The following is an 18,095-nucleotide window of genomic DNA, read 5'->3' on the forward strand; positions in this document are numbered from 1 at the left end:
TGCTGTCCGAAGGACGTGATGGTGGCCCAGGTTCCGATGACGTTGACCGACAGCGCCCATTGCAGATCGCCGAGGTTGCCGTCGAGCAAGGCGGTCGCTGGTGTGTTCACCCCCGCGTTCGCGCATACCAGGCCGGGAACTCCGAGGGTGTCGACGACCTCGGCCGCGACGTGTTCGGCCTGCGTGAGGTCGGCGACGTCGCAGGCGAACGCGGCACTGGTCACACCGCGTTCCCGGATACGGGTGGCGGTGTTCTCAGCGGCATCGAGGTTGATGTCGATGACGGCGACGGCGCCCGCACCGCGCTGGGCCGCAGCGACGGCCAATGCGGCGCCGATCCCGCTTCCGGCGCCGGTGACCGCGACCGTGCGCCCCTCGATGTTCACCCGGAAGCGGCTATTCGGCGGTACCGAGTGCGTCGAGGCGGTCCTGAACTCGAGCCAGTGCCTCGTCGAACACCTCGACCTTTTCGCCGCGCTTCTCGTTGGCCGGCTGGGCGGCACCGCGGGCGCTTTCAGCTTCGACGCGGGCTGCGCCCTGGCGCCGCAACAGGCTGAAGTTCTTGTCGCGCGCCCGCCGGAGCTGACTGAGCAGATCCTTGAGGGCTTTCTCGTCCAGGCGCTCCAAGGCCTCGGGATGGGACTTGCCGATCAGCGTGGCTTCATCGGCGGTCAGGTTCACGTGTGTGCTCACCGTTGATTTATAGCGCGTGCCTTGGCGGTCAACGCCAGGGGATCGTGTTCGTTGCAGAGTTGCCGCCCTCAGGCCTATGGATGGGGTTCGGCGACCGCCGTATCCGGACCGTGCCCCGGTTCACGACAGGCGGAAAATTGGGTAGCGGGTTACGTAGTCTCTGCGCAGGCCCCGGCGATACATTTCGCTCACGCCGATCACACCAAATGCGATCACACCAAATGCGATCACACCAAATGCGAATAGCGGAGCGCACCATGGACACAACGCCGCCAACCACGCCCCTTCGCCAGGTCTGCGGAGCTGCCGCACTCCCGGCCGGCGCGGAGATTCTCGGCGCCAGGAGTAACGCGTCACGGCCTGGCGAATGCAGATGAACAAGCCTAAGCGCGCGCTGAACACGGCGCGGCGCACGAACGGTCACCACCGCACCCCACAGCGTCACCGCGAGCCGTATGCCTGGCTGGGTGCGGGCGCGATCACCCTCGGGGTAGGCGTGGCCCTGGCTAGCGCGGCCGGGGTAGCCCACGCCGACACCTCCCAGTCCCCCGGATCGCCGCACTCAACCGGAAGTGAGGCCCCCAGCCCGACTGCGGCGAGAAACCCTGAGGCCGGGAGCCACCGGAACGCACGCGGCATCGACAACAGAAGTGCTCTTGGCACGACAGGTCCCGGAGGCGCAAGCACTGAATCCGGCTCCGCGAGAACGACAACGAGCGTCGACGCCAACTCTTTTGTCCCGGCGGCTGGGATCAGCACAGCTTCTGTGTCGCAGCCCTCAGCGGGCTTCGGCCGAGCTCACGATGCAGCCGCTAGAGTCGTCGTGTCGTCATTGGTCAAGTCCCCGCCCCAGGCAGCCTCGGCGGCGCCTCTCACTACAGCACCGAGCGCGGCAGCCGTCTCATCCGTCTCACCCCTGGCATCGATTTCGATCGGGCAGATCATCCAGCAGGCCGTCAACGTTCTGATTCCGATCATCAACAACACCCCGATCCGGAGTCTGCTCGACCTCATCGAGGGCTCCGGCGGCTCAGCGGGCTCGGTCATTCGCCTTCTCGGTCAGCCTGTCGCCACCGTGTCAGGCCCCAACGGCACGATCGTCTATGCGGTCAGCACGGGGCTGCTCACGAGCAGCGTCACCGAGATTGACACTAAGACCAACACCGTTATCGGTGTGCCCGTCGCGTTGCCGGGGGCTCCAGCAGGACACCCGGTGATCAGCCCGGATGGCAACCGCGCGTACATCACCAGTACGGGCGCCGCCGTCACCGGCGCAGCCCTGACCTTCGTGACGACGATCAACACCGCAAACGACACCGTCACCGGCACCGCCGTCGTCGCTGGAACACCGGCAGGCGGCTCCTTGTTGCTGAGCCCTGACGCGACCCACGTCTTCCGGGAGACGGCAGTCGGCTCGGACACTCTGGCGGTGTCGGTAATCGATGCGAAAACCGGCTCCATCGTCGGTGACCCGGTGACCATCAACGGTTTCGAGATTGGTCCGCTCGAGCAGAGCCCGGACGGAACCCGTGTCTTCCAGAGCAGCATTTCGAACGTCGGAACGACGACGGTCACGGTGATCGATGCCGCGACCAGTAGTGTCGTCGGCCAGCCGCTGACGCTGGCCGGCGTGGCCGCCGGCGGCGTGGCCATCAGTCCGGCGGGCGACCTCGTCGCCCAGGCCACCCAAAGCGTCTCGGGGCCGCCGACAACCACTGTGACATTGATCGATCCCCACACGAGTTCGGTGGTTGGTGTGCCGGTCACTCTCGACGGATGGCCGGACCTGGGTCTGATGCCTAGCAGCACCTTCTTCACCCTGGGAGGTGCCCGGGTCAATGAGGTTACCCAAGATGGAGTTGCGAGCCCGGTCTTGACTGTCATCCAAACCGCGACCGGCACGGTGGTGGGAACACCGGTTGTGGTGGGTCCCGCTGGGAGCAGCGGCGTCGAATCCGTGGTCCCTGATCCTGTCGGAGGCGCCATTTACGTGGCCTCGGTCAACCCCGGCTCGGACAGCACGCTCGCGACGGTGGTCGACACCAACACCAGCACCGTGGTCGGGTCGCCGGTCGTCCTCGATGGCACCCTGGCTACCAGCTCGACGTCGCTGATCGTCAGCCTGGATCGCAGTCGCGTCTACCAAGCCACAAACGTCGAGACCGCATCGAGCGGCGGGACCCCAGCAGTCAGTTACGCGACAGTCGCGGCCGTGGGCGCCGACGGCACCTCGATCTGGACCACCCAGATCCAGGGGTCCGCGAGGACCCCGATAATTCTGAGCCCGGACGGATCGACGGCCTACCTGATCACCGCAACCCTCGGGTCGCTAATCACGGCGATCAACACCACGACCGGTGCGGTCACCAGCACTCCCATCACGATCACCGGCCTCGCCAGTGATGGCCTAGCACTCACCCCGGACACGGCCTACCTGACGACCACAGTCACCTTCCTGGAAGTGCCCTTCTTCTTCACCTATTTCCCCCTCAACTACACCCGCCTCACCGCGATCCCCACCTCCCAACTTTGAATATCGGCAATCCCGTCGCAGGACTTTCCGGTAATCAATTGCGCGCCAACAGATACGATTGGGCGATCACAACGAAACCGCACCGGGCGCTCGAAGACCTCACACTTCTCGGCCTAGGGCTGGGGCCCAAATACGGCCTGGCCTCGGCTCACCTTGCAGTTAACAAACCGTCGCTCACACCGACTGGAGGGGCCGACATAGCAGCGCCATCACTTTTGCTGGCTGGCGGCGTACTCTTCGGGACGGTTCCTCTTCATCCAATTCCGTATCGGCCAAAACAAGGCCCACAACAGGCCGTACACCGGGTAATACACCGCAGCGCAGATCAGCGCCGCGAACACCCAGGCCGGGTAGATCAGCAACAAACAGAACTGTAGGAACTGCTTGACTCCGATGGGATAGCCCTCGGCCTGAGACAACAGGAACCCCGGACGTATCGCACGCAGCAGACCTCGGCCGACGGACGTCTCTTGTTCAGCGCGCGCCTGTGCGTCGCTGACATCGCGACCCCGTTCCTCGTGGGTGAAGCCGCGCTGGGGACGGGCGGGCTCGTCAGCGTCAGTACCGTGAACGGTCGGTTGGTCGTTCGACATTGGTTTGCCTCCTTGTGGATTCAGGGCGTCGACGGTCATCGGCTCATGCAGGTCTTGGCGCCGTTGAAGACGCCGTCGCGGTAGGCGTCGATGCGGTCGGCTCCGTGGCCCTGACGTTGCACGTCACCGGAGCCTCGAAAGAGCAGCAACGCGGCCACCGCCTTGTCGAGGTCACCCGGTGAGAGGTGATAGGTACTCTCGGGCCGGTTCTGCAACAGGATGCTGGCCGCCCAGGCTCCGGCAAGGCAGTCCGCGCGCAATGAGACCTGCTTGCTGCTGGTGTCCTGACCCGCCTGGGTCAGTGCCGCCAGTCCGTACTGAGTCGCGATGAGTGTCGCCACGGCGAAATCACCACCCTGGCTGTAGATTTCGGGCATCGCGTTGACGGCGTCGAAGCCGACGTAGTTCTCCGGTACGCAGTAGAACAACACGTAACCGGCGGTTGGCAGGTCACCACAGTTCGGCTGATGGCTCGGGTCCAGCTTCTGTACCGGCTGCAGTGGCGTCCACTGCTTACCGGCCAATTGCGGGAATACCTGAGCGAAGTAGTCTTCGAGATCGGCTGGGACACCGTCGAGTATCGCGTCATAGGGAGCGTTCCCACCGCTGGCCTCATCGGCGGCGTCGTTGAACGGGATCTCCACCACCACCGGGTCACCGTCATGATAGGTCTTGCAGGCTGCTGCGCCGTTGTCGAAACCGGTTCGGAACGAGTTGACACGATCGAATCCACTGCCGTGTGCACTCGGGTCATGCTTTGCGGTGCCAGGTTCGTCTCGCAGGAACAGGAAGCCCGCCAACGCGTTGTCCAGGTCATCGTCGCTGGGCTTGAAGGTGTCATTCTTGGCATGTGCCACCCAGGCTCCGGCGAAGCAGTCCGCCTGAATCTCCTTGGTCACGGTCTCGCCCTGAAAGCCGGCCCTGGCCTGTATCGCATGGCCCCACTCGTGGGCCAGCACGATCGGGATGACGAAGTCCCCGAACCGTTTACGGAGGTCCGGTAGCAATCCTTCGACGTCCCAGGCAACATCGTCGGCTTTGGCGCAGTAGAACGCATTACCTGCGATGTCGTCTGGTGAGGACGCGCAGGGCGGCAGTTGACCGGATGATGGCCGCACCGCGTAGAAGCCGCCGGTGACCGGCGTGTAGTCCTTGCCGTAGAGCTTCGGGAATTCGCCGCGCCAGAAAGTCTGTATGTCGTCGATCGATTTGGCCACGATGGCGTTCACCGGATCTGAGGTGTCACCCTGAATCTGGACCTGCGGTGTCGACGAGGGCGGCGGCACCCCTTCCGGTTTCAGATGTGCACTGGCGCCACAGCCAGAACAGGTCAAGACCCAACTGGACACCAGCGCCGTCATACCCAACAGCATGCGGTTGATCGACATGGCCTACTTCTCGGGCTGCTCGTCGACTTTGAAGCCGTAGTTCACGTCCGAGCCCTGCACGTTGTTGACCGTGACAGTGACCCCGTACTTCTGGTTGCCGTCCGTGACCTCGCACCGCAGCGTCGCGCCTGTGGTTCCCTTCAGGTTCTCCGGGCACGTCAGCGCATCAGGCTTGACGCCGAACTGCTGTGTCAGCTGATCGCTGATCGAGTTGGCGACCTGGTCCTTGTCCACGGTGTTGACCATGTCGAACTGCGCCTGATTGCCGTCGACGCTGGTGACGGTGACATTGACCGTACTGGTCTTGCCGTCGTATCTCATGGCGCAGTCGACCTCTGCGCCCTTCTGGGCTGCTAGGTCCTCGGGGCACGTCACCGATTCGGGCTTCTGCCCGTCGGCACCGGTCATCTTGCTGCTTATCTGGCTTTCCACATCGTGTTTGCTCACGCTCTTCGGGCCACTTGAGCATCCGGCGGCGCCGGCTGCCGCGACCATGATCACGCACGCAAGAACGACCCTTCGGGACGTCGTATTATTCATGCCGCCAATCCTTTTCGCGGTTGCTCCGCGTTCGGGCGCCTACTGTCGGCGCCACACCCATCAAGCGAGACGGCAAAAGTTAGCTCGCCCGAGTTGGAATCCGATTGGAACTCCGACCGGTGAGCCATGGACAGGCCAATTCCAATCAGCGGCGCCATCGAGTTCAACGGAATTCCAATCGCGCGTTCCTACCGTGGCCGCTGGACGCGACCGGCGTCCGCAAACCGAACCTGAGGAGTCACGATGCAGATCTCGCATCGGCCCGTCATCGCCGTCGTCACCGCTGTCTGCCTGAGTGCCTCGCTCGCTGCTTGCGGCGGTAACGACAAGGACAAGAGTTCGACCACGTCCAGCTCGACAAGTTCGAGCAGCAGCTCGCCGTCATCGTCGATAAAGGCGGCCGCAACACCCAAACTGCAGCCACGAAAGTTAGAGGATTCCGGCGCCTCCACGGCCAACCCGACTATTGCCGACTACATCCGCGAGCAGAACATCACCGAAACACCGATCCACCATGATGATCCGGGGGCCCCGAAGGTGGATATCCAGCTCCCGGACGGCTGGCAGAGCGCGGGCGACGACACACCCGACTACGCCTACGGAGCTATCGTCTATGGTGCCGGCGCGGGACAGGGATCGGGATACCCACCCAACATCGTTGCGTTGTTGTCGAAACTCGACGGTGCCGCCGACCCCGACAAACTCCTCCAGCTCGCCGGCGGCGAGATGAAGAACCTGCCCGGATTCGTGCCCGCGGGCGAGGAGAGCGCCACGGTATCCGGCTACCCCGCATACCGGATCGCCGGGAAGTATGACCTCAACGGCATCAAGGCCGCCTCGGGCCAGGAGACCGTCGTCTTCAAGGGCAACGACGGCCTGTACGTCCTGCAGATGAACGCGACGAGCGACGAGAGCCAGAGTCAGGCGTTGTTCGATGCCCTGCAGTCCATCGATCAATCCATCACCATCACCCCCTGAGTGGATCCGGGATGGCAAGCGCACCGCCTCGGTCCAAGGCGTACTTGCTCAAGAGCCGCAACAATTCCTGGTGGGTGAACGTCGACTTGGAGCTGACCGACAGCTCGGTGCGGTGCATCGCTTCGGAGTACGCGAAGTGGGTGGACCAAGAGCTCGGTCTGACCGACTACAAAGCCAAACTGTCCGCGGGCGAGGAAGTGGTGATCTTCGACTTCCCGCGGGATGCGGCGACTGTCACGTGGCTGGGGCAGTTTTATCGGGGCGGCTGCGAGGTGAGCTACGGCGACTCGCGAAGATGGATTGTCTCGCTGGTGTATCCATCCGGTTTCGGCAGCGTGCTCGATCTCATGACCGACCGCGCCATCTGGCGTCAGTGGCGAGAGGAGTTGCCGGGCAACGCCGTCAAGCTCTGATTACGACGCGCCCGCGTTGGACCGACAGCGCTGTGATCCGCTCGCTGATCATGTGATCGAAGGCGTGCTCTCCGGTGGCGTCCGCCAGGCGCCCGGCCCGCTGAAGTAGTTCACGAGCGCTGTCGGTCCGACTCTGATGGGATTCAATATCGGCCATCAGGCACAGTGACAGCGCGCTCATAGCGGTGGTGCCGTCGCAGGTGTACACCTCGAACGCCTCGAATGCGGTTCTCGCGTCGCCGCTTCCGGTGCCGAGCACCTCTGCCCACACCCGGATGATGCGGGCGGCCGCGGCCCATTGTTGGCCGCCGGCAGCGCAAAATTCGCGGTCGACTTGATCGGCGAGGTCCGCGGTGCCTTCAACGATGCCGAGGATGGATGCGCATTCCACGAACGTCAGCTTGGCGGCCAGGATGTTGAACACGTCACCGCGACTCTGCGCGAGCTGCAGTGCCTGCCGGTAGTACTCGTGCGCCTTGTCCTGGTTCCCACGGTTGGCCTCCCCCAGCGCCATCCAGCAATACACCCGCGGGTGGAAGAAGTGCGTAGGGTCGGTCACGGTCTCGGGCGGTAGGAAGGTGTCCATCATGTGCTGCCCGGTGGCCATCAGCTCGTCTATATTGCCGCGTAGCGCATACACCATACTGTGGGCGAAATCGTTGACGACACCGATATCGGGATCACCGGACATCTCGTACTGCTCTCGAAGCCCTGTGGCGATGATCTCAGCCTCATCGATTCGACCGTGCGCGCACAACATCAGGCACCGCATGGCCGTGGCGCTGTAGAAGCTACGGCCCTTGGCCTCCCGGCCGATCTCGAAAGCACGCTGGACGGCCGCGACCGCGGAATCGCTGGCCTGCCCTTCGAGAATTCCCTTGGTTCCCGCTAGATGCAGCCACAGCGTTGCCTGCCTATCCAGGTGTTCGGGTTTGGCGGGCAACCGCTCACAGATCTGCAATGCGCGTTCGGCCAGCCCGGCGATGTCGTGATACGCCGAGCGGCTCAGGGCCCGCTGGATGGAGATCTCCAGGATCTCAAGGGCGACTTCAGGATTCAGTTCGGCGCCGGCCCGCCAGGCATGATCAGCGGCTCCGATCACGTGTTCGTAGGCTGCGGTGGCAAGAGTTGCCGTGCGGGTGGTGGCAATCGCGGCGTGCACACTGGTTCGGTCGGTGGTAGCCAGTTGCGCGATCAGCGCGTCCCGGACCAGGCCATGGCTGAACTGGTAGGCGCCTGGGCGTTCCGGCAGTTCGTTGAGCAGGCCCGTCTCATACGCGGGCCGCAGTCTGGATTGCACGGTGGAGATAGACAAGTCGACGACATCTGCCAGGTCTGCGACGTGGAATTCGGGACCGATCACGGCTGCTGCCGCAAGCACCCAACGACACGGTCGGTCCAGCACACTCAACCGCCGCCCGACCACTCCGACCACCGCGTCCGAGGGCGCAGGCTGCCCTCGATCGACGTCGAGCGAGTGCGCGAGTTCCCTGATGTAGAAGGGGTTTCCACCGGCCTGACGCCACACCTCTTCAGAGACTGTGTGGGGAATGGTCTCGCCAGCGATCGAGTCGATGAGGTGGGTGGCCGCCGAGCAATCGATACCGGACAGGTGCATTGTCACCGTGTCGTTGGATCTGATCAGTCGACCGAAGGTGGAGCGGTTCATCGGGCGGTCGGCACCGAAGAAGGACCAGTTTCCGATCACCTGAATCGGCAGCCGCGGGAACTGCCCGGCCAACAGCACCAACGTGTTGATCGAGGCAGGGTCGGCCCTCTGTAGATCGTCGATGACGAGAAGCAGCGGCCGGGTGTCTGACAGCGCGCGCAATGCGGACACGATGCCCTCGACGAGGGCGAAACCCGTTGCGGCCAGCCGACCAGCGGACTGCAGACCATCGACACCGTTCCACTCCGGAACCAGTGCGTCGACCACGCCTGGGACCTCTCGAAGCACCGTCTGCCGGCCGTCGTCCCCCAGCTCGGCGCCCAGCTGTCGCAGTAGTTGGATCCATGTCCACAACAGCGGCAGCTTGACTCCGCTCGGATGAGCGGCCCAGGCCAGCGTCAGGCCTGCGGCCCGCCCCCGGTCGACGGCCGCCTGGGCCAACGTGGTCTTGCCGATACCGCTGTCCCCGGTGACCAACATCAATCCGCCGGCACCACCTGCTGTGCGCCGCACAGCGGCGCTGACTGCACCGAGTTCCGCGTCGCGACCGACGAGCGTTTGCGTGACCGCCGGAGCGGGCTGCGCAGCGTGCACCTGGCGTGCCGGCGCGACCCGAAGTTCGGGGGCGCCGGCACGGATCTTGTCGAATAGAGTGACCAGGCCTTCGCCCGGCCGGGTACCGATCTCGCGGGCCAACGTGGTGCACGCCCGGTCGAACGCCTGCACCGCATCGGCGGATCGGTTCGACCGGTGCAACGCCAGCATCAGGTGGCCCCACAGGCGTTCCTGCAGAGGATGTTCCGCCACTGCGGCCTCGATCTCCGGGATCAGCTCGGCCCCGCCACCGAGTTCCAGGGCAGCGTCGAATCGCGCCTCCATGCAGGTGGTGCGAAGCGCCGTGATCCGGATGCCCTCAGATGCGGCGAATTCGTGATATGCGAACTCTCCGAAGGGTTGGCCGCGCCACAACGCCAGCGCTTCACCCAAGGTCCGGACCGCAGTCGCTGCATCACCATTAATCAACGCGTTCCGCCCCGCCGACACCAGGTTTTCGAACTCGAACAGATCGACTGAATCGCCGGAAAGCAGATTCAGTTGATAGCCGTGTGGATACGAGGGCAACCGTTGGACGTCCGCCCGGCTGGCGACACTGGACGGATCGAGTATTCGACGCAAGTTCGCCATGTACGAACGCACAGATGTCAGGGCTTTCGGCGGCGGTTCGTCGCCCCATACGGCGTCGATCAACCGATCGACACTGACCACGTTGCCGCGGTTGGCCAGCAGAACTGCCAGAACACACCGCTGCTTAGGCCCGCCGAGTCCCGCCGGTGTGCCGTCAACGCGGGCCATTACTGCACCCGAAAGGTAGTACTGGATCATCTCACCCGATTCGCAGCAAGCGTTGAATTGGGGTGACCATACAGCTATGACACATCTGTAGCATCTCGATGAAACGTCGCAATTTGCTATACACCAGGGGTCAGGTGCGCAGCGTGCGGCCCTGCGCGTCCGGAATTCTGCCCATCAGAATCAAGACAGCGTCGGCCAACGGCCAAATAACTCCCACCCCGAATGTCAGCCAAGTAAACGCGACCTGTGCGATCGCCACGGTCGTATAGCCGAGGTACACCCGGCCGAGCCCAAAGCCGCCGAGGAACAATCCCAGCAATCCCGCGGTCAGTTTGCTGCGGTCGGACAATTGATGCCCGGCCGCATCGGCGCCATGGGGGCCGGTATGGCCGCGGCCAGCACTCTGAGTCAGTCGCGCACACATGGTGGGGATATTGCCAGGACCAGGTTGGTAATCGATTGGACGATTGGCCGTGCCCGGTTGGAAGTCACCCACCAGGGACTACCAACCCACCGGCGCCCCCAAGGGCCCCAAACGGAAAAACCGCGGCCTCAAAGTAGGTCCGCGGCTATTCCGATGTCCTGCGACATCACTAAGTCGGGCTGACAGGATTTGAACCTGCGACCACTTGACCCCCAGTCAAGTGCGCTACCAAGCTGCGCCACAGCCCGCGGCGCTGCCGGGATCGCCGGCAGCAGGACGAAAGACTACCGCAAGCCCGCCCACAGACCCGAATCCGGGCACCGGTGTCTCACACCGACAGCAGCCGGTAGAGCCCGATCAGGCCGACAACCACGATCACCGCCCGCAGCACATTCGGCGACAGCCGCCGCCCGTAGTGCGCCCCGAGCCAGCCGCCGATCAGCGAGCCCAGCGCGATCAGGCCCGCCGCCGCCCAGCTGATCCGGTCGAACGCCACCACCGTGTAGGCCACCGCGGCGACGATGTTCACCAGCAGCGACAGCAGGTTCTTGGCCGCGTTCATCCGCTGCATGTCCTCGGGCAGCAGCGCACCCATCACGCCCATCAGCAAGATGCCCTGCGCGGCGGTGAAGTACCCGCCGTAGACCCCCACCGCGAACGTCCCCGCCACCAGGGCGGTCATCCGCGCCGCCGAGACGTGCTCGACGGAGCGGCCCGCCTCCTCGGCGCGCCTGCGCGCATAGGCCTGGATCCGCGGACCGAGCACCACCAGAACCAGTGCACCGATCAGCAGGACCGGCACCACCTGGGTGAACACCTTCTCCGGCAGGTGCAGCAGCAGGAACGCACCGATCCCCGCACCCGTCAGTGACGCCGGAATCTGCCAGCGCAGCCGCCGCCACTGCCCGGACAGCTCGCGGCGATACCCCCAGGTGCCCGACACTCCGCCGGCGACCAATCCGATCGCGTTGGACATCGTCGCCGTCACCGGCGGATAGCCCAGCGTCACCAACGTCGGGAACGTGATCAGCGTCCCCGACCCGACGAGCGAATTGATCGCACCCGCCCCCATACCGGCCAGGGCAATCAGAATCATGTGGGCCACAGACACCCGACAACCCTATGGCCGCCGCCGCCCACCCCGGACGTCACCCCAGCGCAGCCGCCGGGGAAAGCCGCGAAAGCTGTTCGCGCCCAAGCAACACCCGTAGCCTCGAAAACATGACCGACTCCCCCACCCCTGTGCCGACCACCGAGCAGGCGCTGGCCGCCCTCGACATGCCCTTGCTCGACGCGATGATGACCCAGCGCGCGGTGCGCCGGGTCCGCCCCGACCCGGTCGACGACGCCGTCGTCCTGAAGTGCATCGAACTCGCGCTGCGCGCACCCACCGGGTCCAACGGCCAGAACTGGGAGTTCATCGTCGTCAAGGATCAGCACATCAAGGACCAGCTCGCCAAGCGATACCGCCAGCCGTGGGCGATTTACCACAAGATCGGCCAGCGCAAGACGGCCGGCGACGAGTCGATGCAGAAGATCCTGCGGGCAGTGCAGTGGCAGGTCGAGCACTTCAGCGAGATACCGGTGCTCGTCATCCCGTGCCTGCGCGGCGGCCGGCCGCCGTATGTGCCCTCGCCGTTCGTCGCCGAGACGTCGTTCTTCGGCTCGATCTACCCCAGCGTGCAGAACCTTCTGCTGGCCGCCCGCGCGATGGGTCTGGGGGCGTCGCTGATCACCATGCCGCTGTGGAACGTGACCTCGGCGCGCAAGATCCTCGGCCTACCGCTGAACGTCACCCCGGTGTGTGTGGTGCCGCTCGGCTGGCCCAAGGGACGCTACGGACCGACCACGCGCAAACCGGTCGAACAGGTGGTGCACCTCGACGGCTACGGAAAACGGGCTTGGCTCAACACGTAACGGCTCAGCCGTGCCCGTGTCCGCCGCCTCCTCCGCCGCTGCTGCCACCGGGATGGGCGTTCCATCCAGGCTCGGCGACTTCGGCTTCGGTCAGGTTGTCTGAGGTGTCCGGAATGATCGTGGGGGCACAGTCCATCGAGAAGCTGTCCTCCTGATCGGTCTCCGAGCAGGCCAGCATGTGCGGCGCGGGCGCGGAGAAAACCTCGGCCACGACCACGCCAGCGGGAACCCCCGCGAGGACTAGGGCAGCGATACCCGCCACAGCAAACTTCATACTGGCAATCTACTGCGCGGACGCCGCGATGACCCTGCGAACCGCTGATTCAGCGGGGCTTGAGCTTGCGCTTCTCCCGGACCCGCACGTTGATCCGGATCGGGCTGCCTTCGAAACCGAACGTCTCGCGCAGCCGGCGCTCCAGGAATCGCCGGTAGCCGGCCTCCAAGAAACCCGACGTGAACAGCACGAACGTCGGCGGGCGCGCGGTGGCCTGGGTGGCGAACAGGATGCGGGGCTGCTTGCCGCCACGCACTGGCGGCGGGTTGGCGGCGACGATCTCCTTGATCCAGGTGTTGAGCTGGCCGGTCGAGATGCGCTTGTCCCACGACTCCAGCGCGCCTTCCATCGCGGGCACCAGCTTCTGCACCGCCCGGCCGGTCTTGGCCGAGATGTTGACCCGCGGCGCCCACTGCAGCTGCGCCAGCTGCAGGTCGATCTCCCGGTCCAGCAGGAAGCGCCGGTCCTCGTCGACCAGGTCCCACTTGTTGAACGCCAGCACCAGCGCGCGGCCCGCCTCGATCACCATCGTCAGCACCCGCTGGTCCTGTTCGGTCAGCGGCTGCGACGCGTCGACCAACACCACCACCACCTCGGCAGAGTCGATCGCGCTATGGGTGCGCACCGAGGCGTAGAACTCGTGCCCGCTGGCCTGCCCGACCTTGCGGCGCAACCCGGCGGTGTCGACGAAACGCCATATCCTGCCGTCTAATTCGATCAGCGAGTCCACCGGGTCGACGGTCGTTCCTGCGACATCGTGGACCACCGAGCGTTGCGCGCCGGCCAGCCGGTTCAGCAGCGAGCTCTTACCGACGTTGGGCTTGCCCACCAGTGCCACCCGGCGCGGACCGCCTGGGGCAGAAGCGACTTCGGAGGCCTCGGGCAGCGCCTCGAGGACGTCGTCGAGCAGATCGGCCACTCCACGACCGTGCATGGCGCTGATGCCGTGCGGCTCACCGAGTCCCAGCGACCACAGCGAGGCGGCCTCGGCTTCCATCTTCTCGTTGTCGACCTTGTTGGCCGCCAGGAACACCGGCTTGCCCGAGCGGCGCAGAATCCTCGCCGCCGCCTCGTCACCGGTGGTGGCGCCGACGACCGCGTCGACGACGAAGATGATCGCGTCGGCGGTCTGCATCGCCACTGAGGCCTGCTCGGCCACCAGCTGCTGAAGGCCTTTGGCGTCGGGCTCCCAACCGCCGGTGTCCTGCACGACGAAGCGCCGCCCGGTCCAGGACGCGTCATAGGACACCCGGTCGCGGGTCACACCCGGAAGGTCCTGGACGACGGCTTCGCGCCGGCCCAGGATCCGGTTCACCAGCGTGGACTTGCCGACGTTGGGCCTGCCGACAACCGCGACCACCGGCGGCGGGGCACCCCCCTCGTCGGAGTCCTCGGCGAAGCCGTTGTCGCCGACTTCCCAGTCACTCTCGTCAGACCACGTGCCGTCCTCGGTCATCGCATCGCTCCGCTTCGCTGCTCGACCAGCTCCACGAGGTGCGCCACCACTTCGGACTGGGTCATGTCACTGGTATCGACGATCAACGCATCCTCGGCGGGCCGAAGCGGTGACACTGCCCGGGTGGAGTCCAGGTGGTCGCGGCGGCGCACATCGGCCAGCACGGTCTCGTAGTCGTCGGCCAGGCCGGCCGCGACGTTCTGGTCATTGCGCCGCCGGGCCCGGGTCTCGGCCGAGGCGGTGAGGAAGATCTTCACGTCCGCGTCGGGCAGCACGACCGTGCCGATGTCACGGCCCTCGACCACGACACTGTCGGCGCCGGAGGCCAGTTCACGCTGCAACGCCACCAGCCGCGCCCGAACCTGGGGCACAGCCGACACCGCAGACACCGCGCGGGTTACCGCATCGCCGCGGATCTCGGCCGAAACATCCTCTGCGCCAAGGTAAGCACGGTCGACCTCGGGGTCATATCCCACCGACAGCGGCACGTCGGACGCTGCGGCGATCGAGACGGGGTCATCGAGGTCGACGGCGCCGCGCAGCATCGACAGCGTCACGATCCGGTACATCGCCCCGGTATCGAGGTAGCGGGCACCCAGTGCACGCGCCAAACCCCTTGACACCGAGGATTTTCCGGTGCCGGCCGGTCCGTCGACCGCCACCACCACAGGACTCACAGCCCGACCGCCTTGTAGAGATCGCCGACTTCCTTGCGGGTCAGCGCCCGCAGGCTGCCCGGCCGCTGCTCCCCGAGCGTGACCGACCCGAGCTCGGTGCGCACCAGGGCTTCCACCGGATAGCCCACCGCGTCCAGCAGCCGGCGCACGATCCGCTTACGCCCCTCGTGCAGCGTCAGCCGCACCAGCGTCTTACCGGGCACGGCATCGACCACCGCGAAGTCGTCAACGGACGCCGGGCCGTCCTCGAGAACCACACCGGCGCGCAACGTCTTGCCCAAACCCCTTGGCACCGAGCCACTCACCGTCGCCAGATAGGTCTTGGGCACCTCGTAGGACGGGTGCATCAACCGATGCGCCAATTCCCCATCGTTGGTCAGTATCAGCAGTCCCTCGGTGTCGGCGTCCAGGCGCCCGACGTGGAAGAGCTTCTTGTTGCCGCGGACCCGGTGCTCGACCAGATCACCGATGCACGGGCGGCCGCGGTCGTCGGACATCGTCGACTGCATGCCCAACGGCTTGTTGAGCGCCAGGTACACCATGGAGTCGTCGAGGACGATCCGGCTGCCGTCGACCCGGATCTCGGAGTTGTCGGGGTCCACCCGGGTGCCCAACTCGGTGACGATTCGCCCGTCGACTTCCACCCGGCCGTCGAGGATCATCCGCTCGGCCACCCGACGCGATGCAATTCCGGCTTGCGACAACACTTTCTGCAGCCGCACGCCCTCGGTGTCAGCCATCGGTGTCCACATCGAAAGCAATGCGTTCGCCACTGGACTGCCCGACACCGGCCAGCTTGGCGAAGCGCGGCTCACTGTCCAGGGTCTCACTCAAATCGTCGATCACATCCACATCCGGTAGCAGCGGGGCGATATCAGGCAGGTCTGTCAGCGAGCTCAGCCCCAGGCGCTCGAGGAACAGCTCGGTGGTGGCGAACGTCGTCGCACCGCTGTCCTCGTCGGTTCCCGCCTCGGTGATCAACCCGCGCGCGACCAGCGTCCGTATCACCGCGTCGACGTTGACCCCGCGCACGGCGCTGACCCGCGCCCGGGTCACCGGCTGGCGGTAGGCCACCACCGCCAGGGTCTCCAGCGCGGCACGCGTCAGCTTCGAACGCGACCCGTCGAGCAGCAGCCGCTCCACATACGGTGCGTACCGCGCACGGGTGTACAGCCGCCAGCCACCGCCCGCCTCACGCAGGTCGATCCCACTGTCCCGCTCGGCCAACTCGGCGGCCATCGCGGTCAGCGTCGCGCCGATCCGCTCCACCGGCTGCTCGGTCACCGACGCCAGGGTCTGGGCGCTCACCGGGGTGTCCACGACCAACAACAGTGCCTCCAGTACCCGGGTCAACTCGTCGTCGTCCAATTCAGCATTGGCGACGTCGACACCCAGGTCGAGATCGGGGACTTCGTCGGTCATGGTCGGCTTTACTCTTCTTCCCACTCGGCTTTGACCAGCTCTTCATTCACCAGCCGGTCTCCGGTCCACGAAACTTGGAGCACACCAAGCGGTTCTGACTGCTCGAATGCTACCGTCCGGGCCCTGAACAGTTCGAGCAGCGCCAGGAACCGCCCGACGATCAACATCGGCTCGTCACAGTCGGCGACCAGCTCCTTGAACGACGCCCACTGCCCCACCCCGCGCTGCTCGAGGAGCTCCAGCAGCCGCTCGGCCTGCTCGGGAACCGACACCTGCGGCTCGTGCAAGTGGTCGGTGCGCACCGCAGGCACCGGCCGCGGCGTGAACGCGGCGGCCGCGATCTGGGCGAAGCTGGCGGCGTCGACACCGAGCATCACTTCGGGCAGCAGGTCGCTGAAGCGGTCCTCGACGGTCACCGCCCTGGGGTAGCTGCGCAGCGCAGCGGCCTCCAGTTCGGCGAACATCTCCGCGACATGCTTGAACGCCCGGTACTGCAGCAGCCGCGCGAACAACAGGTCGCGTACCTCCAGCAGCGCCAGGTCCTCCTCGTCGTGGACCTCGCCGGCCGGCAGCAGCCGGGCGGCCTTGAGGTCGAGCAGGGTGGCCGCGATCACCAGGAAGGCGGTGGTCTCGTCGAGTTCCAGTTTGGGCCCGATCTCCTTGGTGTAGGAGATGAATTCGTCGGTGACCTGATGCAGCGCCACCTCGGTGACGTCGAGGCGGTGCGCGAAGATCAGCTGCAGCAGCAGATCGAACGGGCCCTCGAAGTTGGTCAGCCGGACGCGGAATCCGCCCTTCTCGGGCGCGGGCTCGGCGCTCACTTGCCGAATCGGTCGATGACCTCGCGGGCCAGCGATCGGTATGCCTGTGCACCAGCCGATTTCGGCGCCCACGTGGTGATGGGCTCGCCGGCGACACTGGTCTCGGGGAAGCGCACAGTGCGGGTGATGACGGTGTCGAACACCAGATCACCGAAGCGCTCCATCACCCGTGCCATCACCTCACGCGCGTTGACCGTGCGGGTGTCGAAGCGGGTGATCAGAATTCCGCTGATCGAAAGCCGCGGGTTGAGCCGGTCACGGACCTTGTCGACGGTGTCGGTGAGCAGCGCCAGACCGCGCAGCGAGAAGTACTCGCATTCGCTGGGGATGATCACCCCGTCCGAGCACGCCAGGGCATTGACCGTGAGCAGACCCAGCGACGGCTGGCAGTCGATCAGGATGTAGTCGTAGCGGTCGATCACCGGGTGCAGGGCACGAGCCAGCGTCTGTTCCCGCCCGACTTCGTTGACCAGCTGGATCTCCGCGGCCGACAGGTCGATGTTGCTCGGCACCAGATCCAGGCCCTTGACCCGGGTGTGGATCAGCACGTCGTCGATGCTCACCCGCGGTTCGATCATCAGGTTGTGCACGGTCTGTGCCAGCTCGTAGTGCGGCACCCCCAGGCCCGCCGACAGCGCGCCCTGCGGGTCCAGGTCGACCAGCAGCACCCGGCGGCCGTACTCGGCCAGCGCCGCGCCGAGGTTGATCGTCGAGGTGGTCTTGCCGACGCCACCCTTCTGGTTACACATCGAAATCACCCGGGCCGGACCGTGGGAGGTCAGCGGGGTGGGAGTAGGAATGGTGCGGGGCGGGCGGCCGGTGAGACCGATCGGCGCGTCGTCGTCTGCCTCGTCGGTCACGCCCAAGCCCCCCGGAACAGGCACATCGGCGGCGTGAACATCCGCGCAAGTCTAGCCATCTGTTGTTTCCCCGAGAGCCATACC

General features: G+C 65.6%; 18 protein-coding genes, 1 tRNA gene and 1 pseudogene. 4 read left to right on the forward strand and 16 right to left on the reverse strand.

Annotated elements, in window-relative coordinates:
* Positions 1-2: 2 nt before the first annotated feature.
* Positions 3-503 (reverse strand): annotated as a pseudogene (locus HBE64_RS10660) (SDR family NAD(P)-dependent oxidoreductase); the annotation flags it as partial.
* A complete protein-coding gene (locus HBE64_RS10665; RefSeq protein WP_167101396.1) occupies positions 397-693 on the reverse strand; it encodes a hypothetical protein in 297 nt (98 codons plus the stop codon). The gene HBE64_RS10665 and the pseudogene HBE64_RS10660, both read right to left, overlap by 107 nt.
* Before the next feature lie 367 nt (positions 694-1,060).
* On the opposite strand from HBE64_RS10665, the gene HBE64_RS10670 reads away from it, so the two are divergent.
* Positions 1,061-3,226, forward strand: a complete 2,166-nt coding sequence (locus HBE64_RS10670; RefSeq protein WP_208300620.1) for a PD40 domain-containing protein — start codon at positions 1,061-1,063, stop codon at positions 3,224-3,226.
* A 209-nt stretch (positions 3,227-3,435) separates the two neighbouring features.
* Here HBE64_RS10670 and HBE64_RS10675 read toward each other — a convergent pair whose 3' ends face one another.
* The 3 genes from HBE64_RS10675 to HBE64_RS10685 are packed head-to-tail and all read right to left on the reverse strand — an operon-like array spanning position 3,436 to position 5,747.
* On the reverse strand, positions 3,436-3,858 hold the full coding sequence (locus tag HBE64_RS10675) for a hypothetical protein (RefSeq protein WP_243841573.1): 423 nt from the start codon (positions 3,856-3,858) through the stop codon (positions 3,436-3,438).
* Positions 3,855-5,207: a neutral zinc metallopeptidase gene (locus HBE64_RS10680; RefSeq protein WP_167101402.1), complete on the reverse strand. Its 1,353-nt coding sequence runs from the start codon at positions 5,205-5,207 to the stop codon at positions 3,855-3,857. The genes HBE64_RS10675 and HBE64_RS10680 overlap by 4 nt, the downstream gene beginning before the upstream one ends.
* A 3-nt stretch (positions 5,208-5,210) precedes the next feature.
* Entirely contained in the window at positions 5,211-5,747 is a 537-nt protein-coding gene (locus HBE64_RS10685; RefSeq protein WP_167101405.1) for a DUF4333 domain-containing protein, read from the reverse strand.
* Between the two features lie 243 nt (positions 5,748-5,990).
* Between HBE64_RS10685 and HBE64_RS10690 the strand changes: the two genes are divergently transcribed.
* Both HBE64_RS10690 and HBE64_RS10695 read left to right on the forward strand, forming a co-directional pair.
* A complete protein-coding gene (locus HBE64_RS10690) occupies positions 5,991-6,725 on the forward strand; it encodes an LpqN/LpqT family lipoprotein (RefSeq protein WP_167101408.1) in 735 nt (244 codons plus the stop codon).
* A gap of 11 nt (positions 6,726-6,736) precedes the next feature.
* A complete protein-coding gene (locus HBE64_RS10695) occupies positions 6,737-7,138 on the forward strand; it encodes a hypothetical protein (protein ID WP_167101411.1) in 402 nt (133 codons plus the stop codon).
* Here HBE64_RS10695 and HBE64_RS10700 read toward each other — a convergent pair.
* The 4 genes from HBE64_RS10700 to HBE64_RS10715 form a co-directional block, all read right to left on the reverse strand.
* Complete coding sequence (locus tag HBE64_RS10700; protein ID WP_243841574.1) at positions 7,128-10,160, reverse strand: AfsR/SARP family transcriptional regulator; 3,033 nt, start codon at positions 10,158-10,160, stop codon at positions 7,128-7,130. The genes HBE64_RS10695 and HBE64_RS10700 overlap by 11 nt on opposite strands.
* A gap of 130 nt (positions 10,161-10,290) precedes the next feature.
* On the reverse strand, positions 10,291-10,656 hold the full coding sequence (locus HBE64_RS10705; protein ID WP_243841575.1) for an NINE protein: 366 nt from the start codon (positions 10,654-10,656) through the stop codon (positions 10,291-10,293).
* 102 nt (positions 10,657-10,758) lie between these two features.
* Positions 10,759-10,832: transfer RNA gene (locus tag HBE64_RS10710), tRNA-Pro, on the reverse strand.
* Between the two features lie 80 nt (positions 10,833-10,912).
* Complete coding sequence (locus HBE64_RS10715; RefSeq protein WP_208300673.1) at positions 10,913-11,680, reverse strand: sulfite exporter TauE/SafE family protein; 768 nt, start codon at positions 11,678-11,680, stop codon at positions 10,913-10,915.
* 125 nt (positions 11,681-11,805) lie between these two features.
* Here HBE64_RS10715 and HBE64_RS10720 point away from each other — a divergent pair, with 125 nt between their 5' ends.
* Positions 11,806-12,501 carry a nitroreductase family protein gene (locus tag HBE64_RS10720; protein ID WP_167101420.1) on the forward strand — a complete coding sequence of 232 codons (696 nt, stop codon included), beginning with the start codon at positions 11,806-11,808 and terminating at the stop codon, positions 12,499-12,501.
* Positions 12,502-12,505: 4 nt separating this feature from the next.
* Here HBE64_RS10720 and HBE64_RS10725 read toward each other — a convergent pair whose 3' ends face one another.
* Genes HBE64_RS10725 through HBE64_RS10755 form a run of 7 tightly spaced genes read right to left on the reverse strand, consistent with a single transcriptional unit; the run spans position 12,506 to position 18,011 of the window.
* Positions 12,506-12,775 (reverse strand): hypothetical protein, encoded by a 270-nt coding sequence (locus HBE64_RS10725; protein ID WP_167101423.1) that lies wholly within the window; start codon positions 12,773-12,775, stop codon positions 12,506-12,508.
* A 49-nt stretch (positions 12,776-12,824) separates the two neighbouring features.
* Positions 12,825-14,231: a ribosome biogenesis GTPase Der gene (gene der, locus HBE64_RS10730; RefSeq protein ID WP_167101426.1), complete on the reverse strand. Its 1,407-nt coding sequence runs from the start codon at positions 14,229-14,231 to the stop codon at positions 12,825-12,827.
* On the reverse strand, positions 14,228-14,908 hold the full coding sequence (gene cmk / locus HBE64_RS10735) for a (d)CMP kinase (protein WP_167101429.1): 681 nt from the start codon (positions 14,906-14,908) through the stop codon (positions 14,228-14,230). Before cmk ends, der begins: the two co-directional genes overlap by 4 nt.
* A complete protein-coding gene (locus tag HBE64_RS10740; RefSeq protein ID WP_167101432.1) occupies positions 14,905-15,648 on the reverse strand; it encodes a pseudouridine synthase in 744 nt (247 codons plus the stop codon). The genes cmk and HBE64_RS10740 overlap by 4 nt, the downstream gene beginning before the upstream one ends.
* Positions 15,641-16,330: an SMC-Scp complex subunit ScpB gene (gene scpB, locus HBE64_RS10745; RefSeq protein WP_167101434.1), complete on the reverse strand. Its 690-nt coding sequence runs from the start codon at positions 16,328-16,330 to the stop codon at positions 15,641-15,643. The genes HBE64_RS10740 and scpB overlap by 8 nt, the downstream gene beginning before the upstream one ends.
* A gap of 8 nt (positions 16,331-16,338) precedes the next feature.
* Positions 16,339-17,160 (reverse strand): segregation/condensation protein A, encoded by an 822-nt coding sequence (locus tag HBE64_RS10750; RefSeq protein WP_167109051.1) that lies wholly within the window; start codon positions 17,158-17,160, stop codon positions 16,339-16,341.
* Entirely contained in the window at positions 17,148-18,011 is an 864-nt protein-coding gene (locus tag HBE64_RS10755) for a ParA family protein (protein ID WP_167101437.1), read from the reverse strand. The genes HBE64_RS10750 and HBE64_RS10755 overlap by 13 nt, the downstream gene beginning before the upstream one ends.
* Between the last annotated feature and the right edge of the window lie 84 nt (positions 18,012-18,095).

The sequence above is a fragment of the Mycobacterium sp. DL592 genome, assembly GCF_011694515.1.
Classification (GTDB): domain Bacteria; phylum Actinomycetota; class Actinomycetes; order Mycobacteriales; family Mycobacteriaceae; genus Mycobacterium.

Bases quoted from the DNA above. Each gene is read 5' to 3' on its own strand.
- der (WP_167101426.1), bottom strand. From the start codon at position 14,231: ATGACCGAGGACGGCACGTGGTCTGACGAGAGTGACTGGGAAGTCGGC.
- HBE64_RS10675 (WP_243841573.1), bottom strand. From the start codon at position 3,858: ATGACCGTCGACGCCCTGAATCCACAAGGAGGCAAACCAATGTCGAAC.
- HBE64_RS10700 (WP_243841574.1), bottom strand. From the start codon at position 10,160: ATGGCCCGCGTTGACGGCACACCGGCGGGACTCGGCGGGCCTAAGCAG.
- HBE64_RS10695 (WP_167101411.1), top strand. From the start codon at position 6,737: ATGGCAAGCGCACCGCCTCGGTCCAAGGCGTACTTGCTCAAGAGCCGC.
- HBE64_RS10690 (WP_167101408.1), top strand. From the start codon at position 5,991: ATGCAGATCTCGCATCGGCCCGTCATCGCCGTCGTCACCGCTGTCTGC.
- HBE64_RS10685 (WP_167101405.1), bottom strand. From the start codon at position 5,747: ATGAATAATACGACGTCCCGAAGGGTCGTTCTTGCGTGCGTGATCATG.
- HBE64_RS10680 (WP_167101402.1), bottom strand. From the start codon at position 5,207: ATGTCGATCAACCGCATGCTGTTGGGTATGACGGCGCTGGTGTCCAGT.
- scpB (WP_167101434.1), bottom strand. From the start codon at position 16,330: ATGACCGACGAAGTCCCCGATCTCGACCTGGGTGTCGACGTCGCCAAT.
- HBE64_RS10670 (WP_208300620.1), top strand. From the start codon at position 1,061: ATGCAGATGAACAAGCCTAAGCGCGCGCTGAACACGGCGCGGCGCACG.
- HBE64_RS10725 (WP_167101423.1), bottom strand. From the start codon at position 12,775: ATGAAGTTTGCTGTGGCGGGTATCGCTGCCCTAGTCCTCGCGGGGGTT.
- HBE64_RS10715 (WP_208300673.1), bottom strand. From the start codon at position 11,680: ATGATTCTGATTGCCCTGGCCGGTATGGGGGCGGGTGCGATCAATTCG.
- HBE64_RS10720 (WP_167101420.1), top strand. From the start codon at position 11,806: ATGACCGACTCCCCCACCCCTGTGCCGACCACCGAGCAGGCGCTGGCC.
- HBE64_RS10740 (WP_167101432.1), bottom strand. From the start codon at position 15,648: ATGGCTGACACCGAGGGCGTGCGGCTGCAGAAAGTGTTGTCGCAAGCC.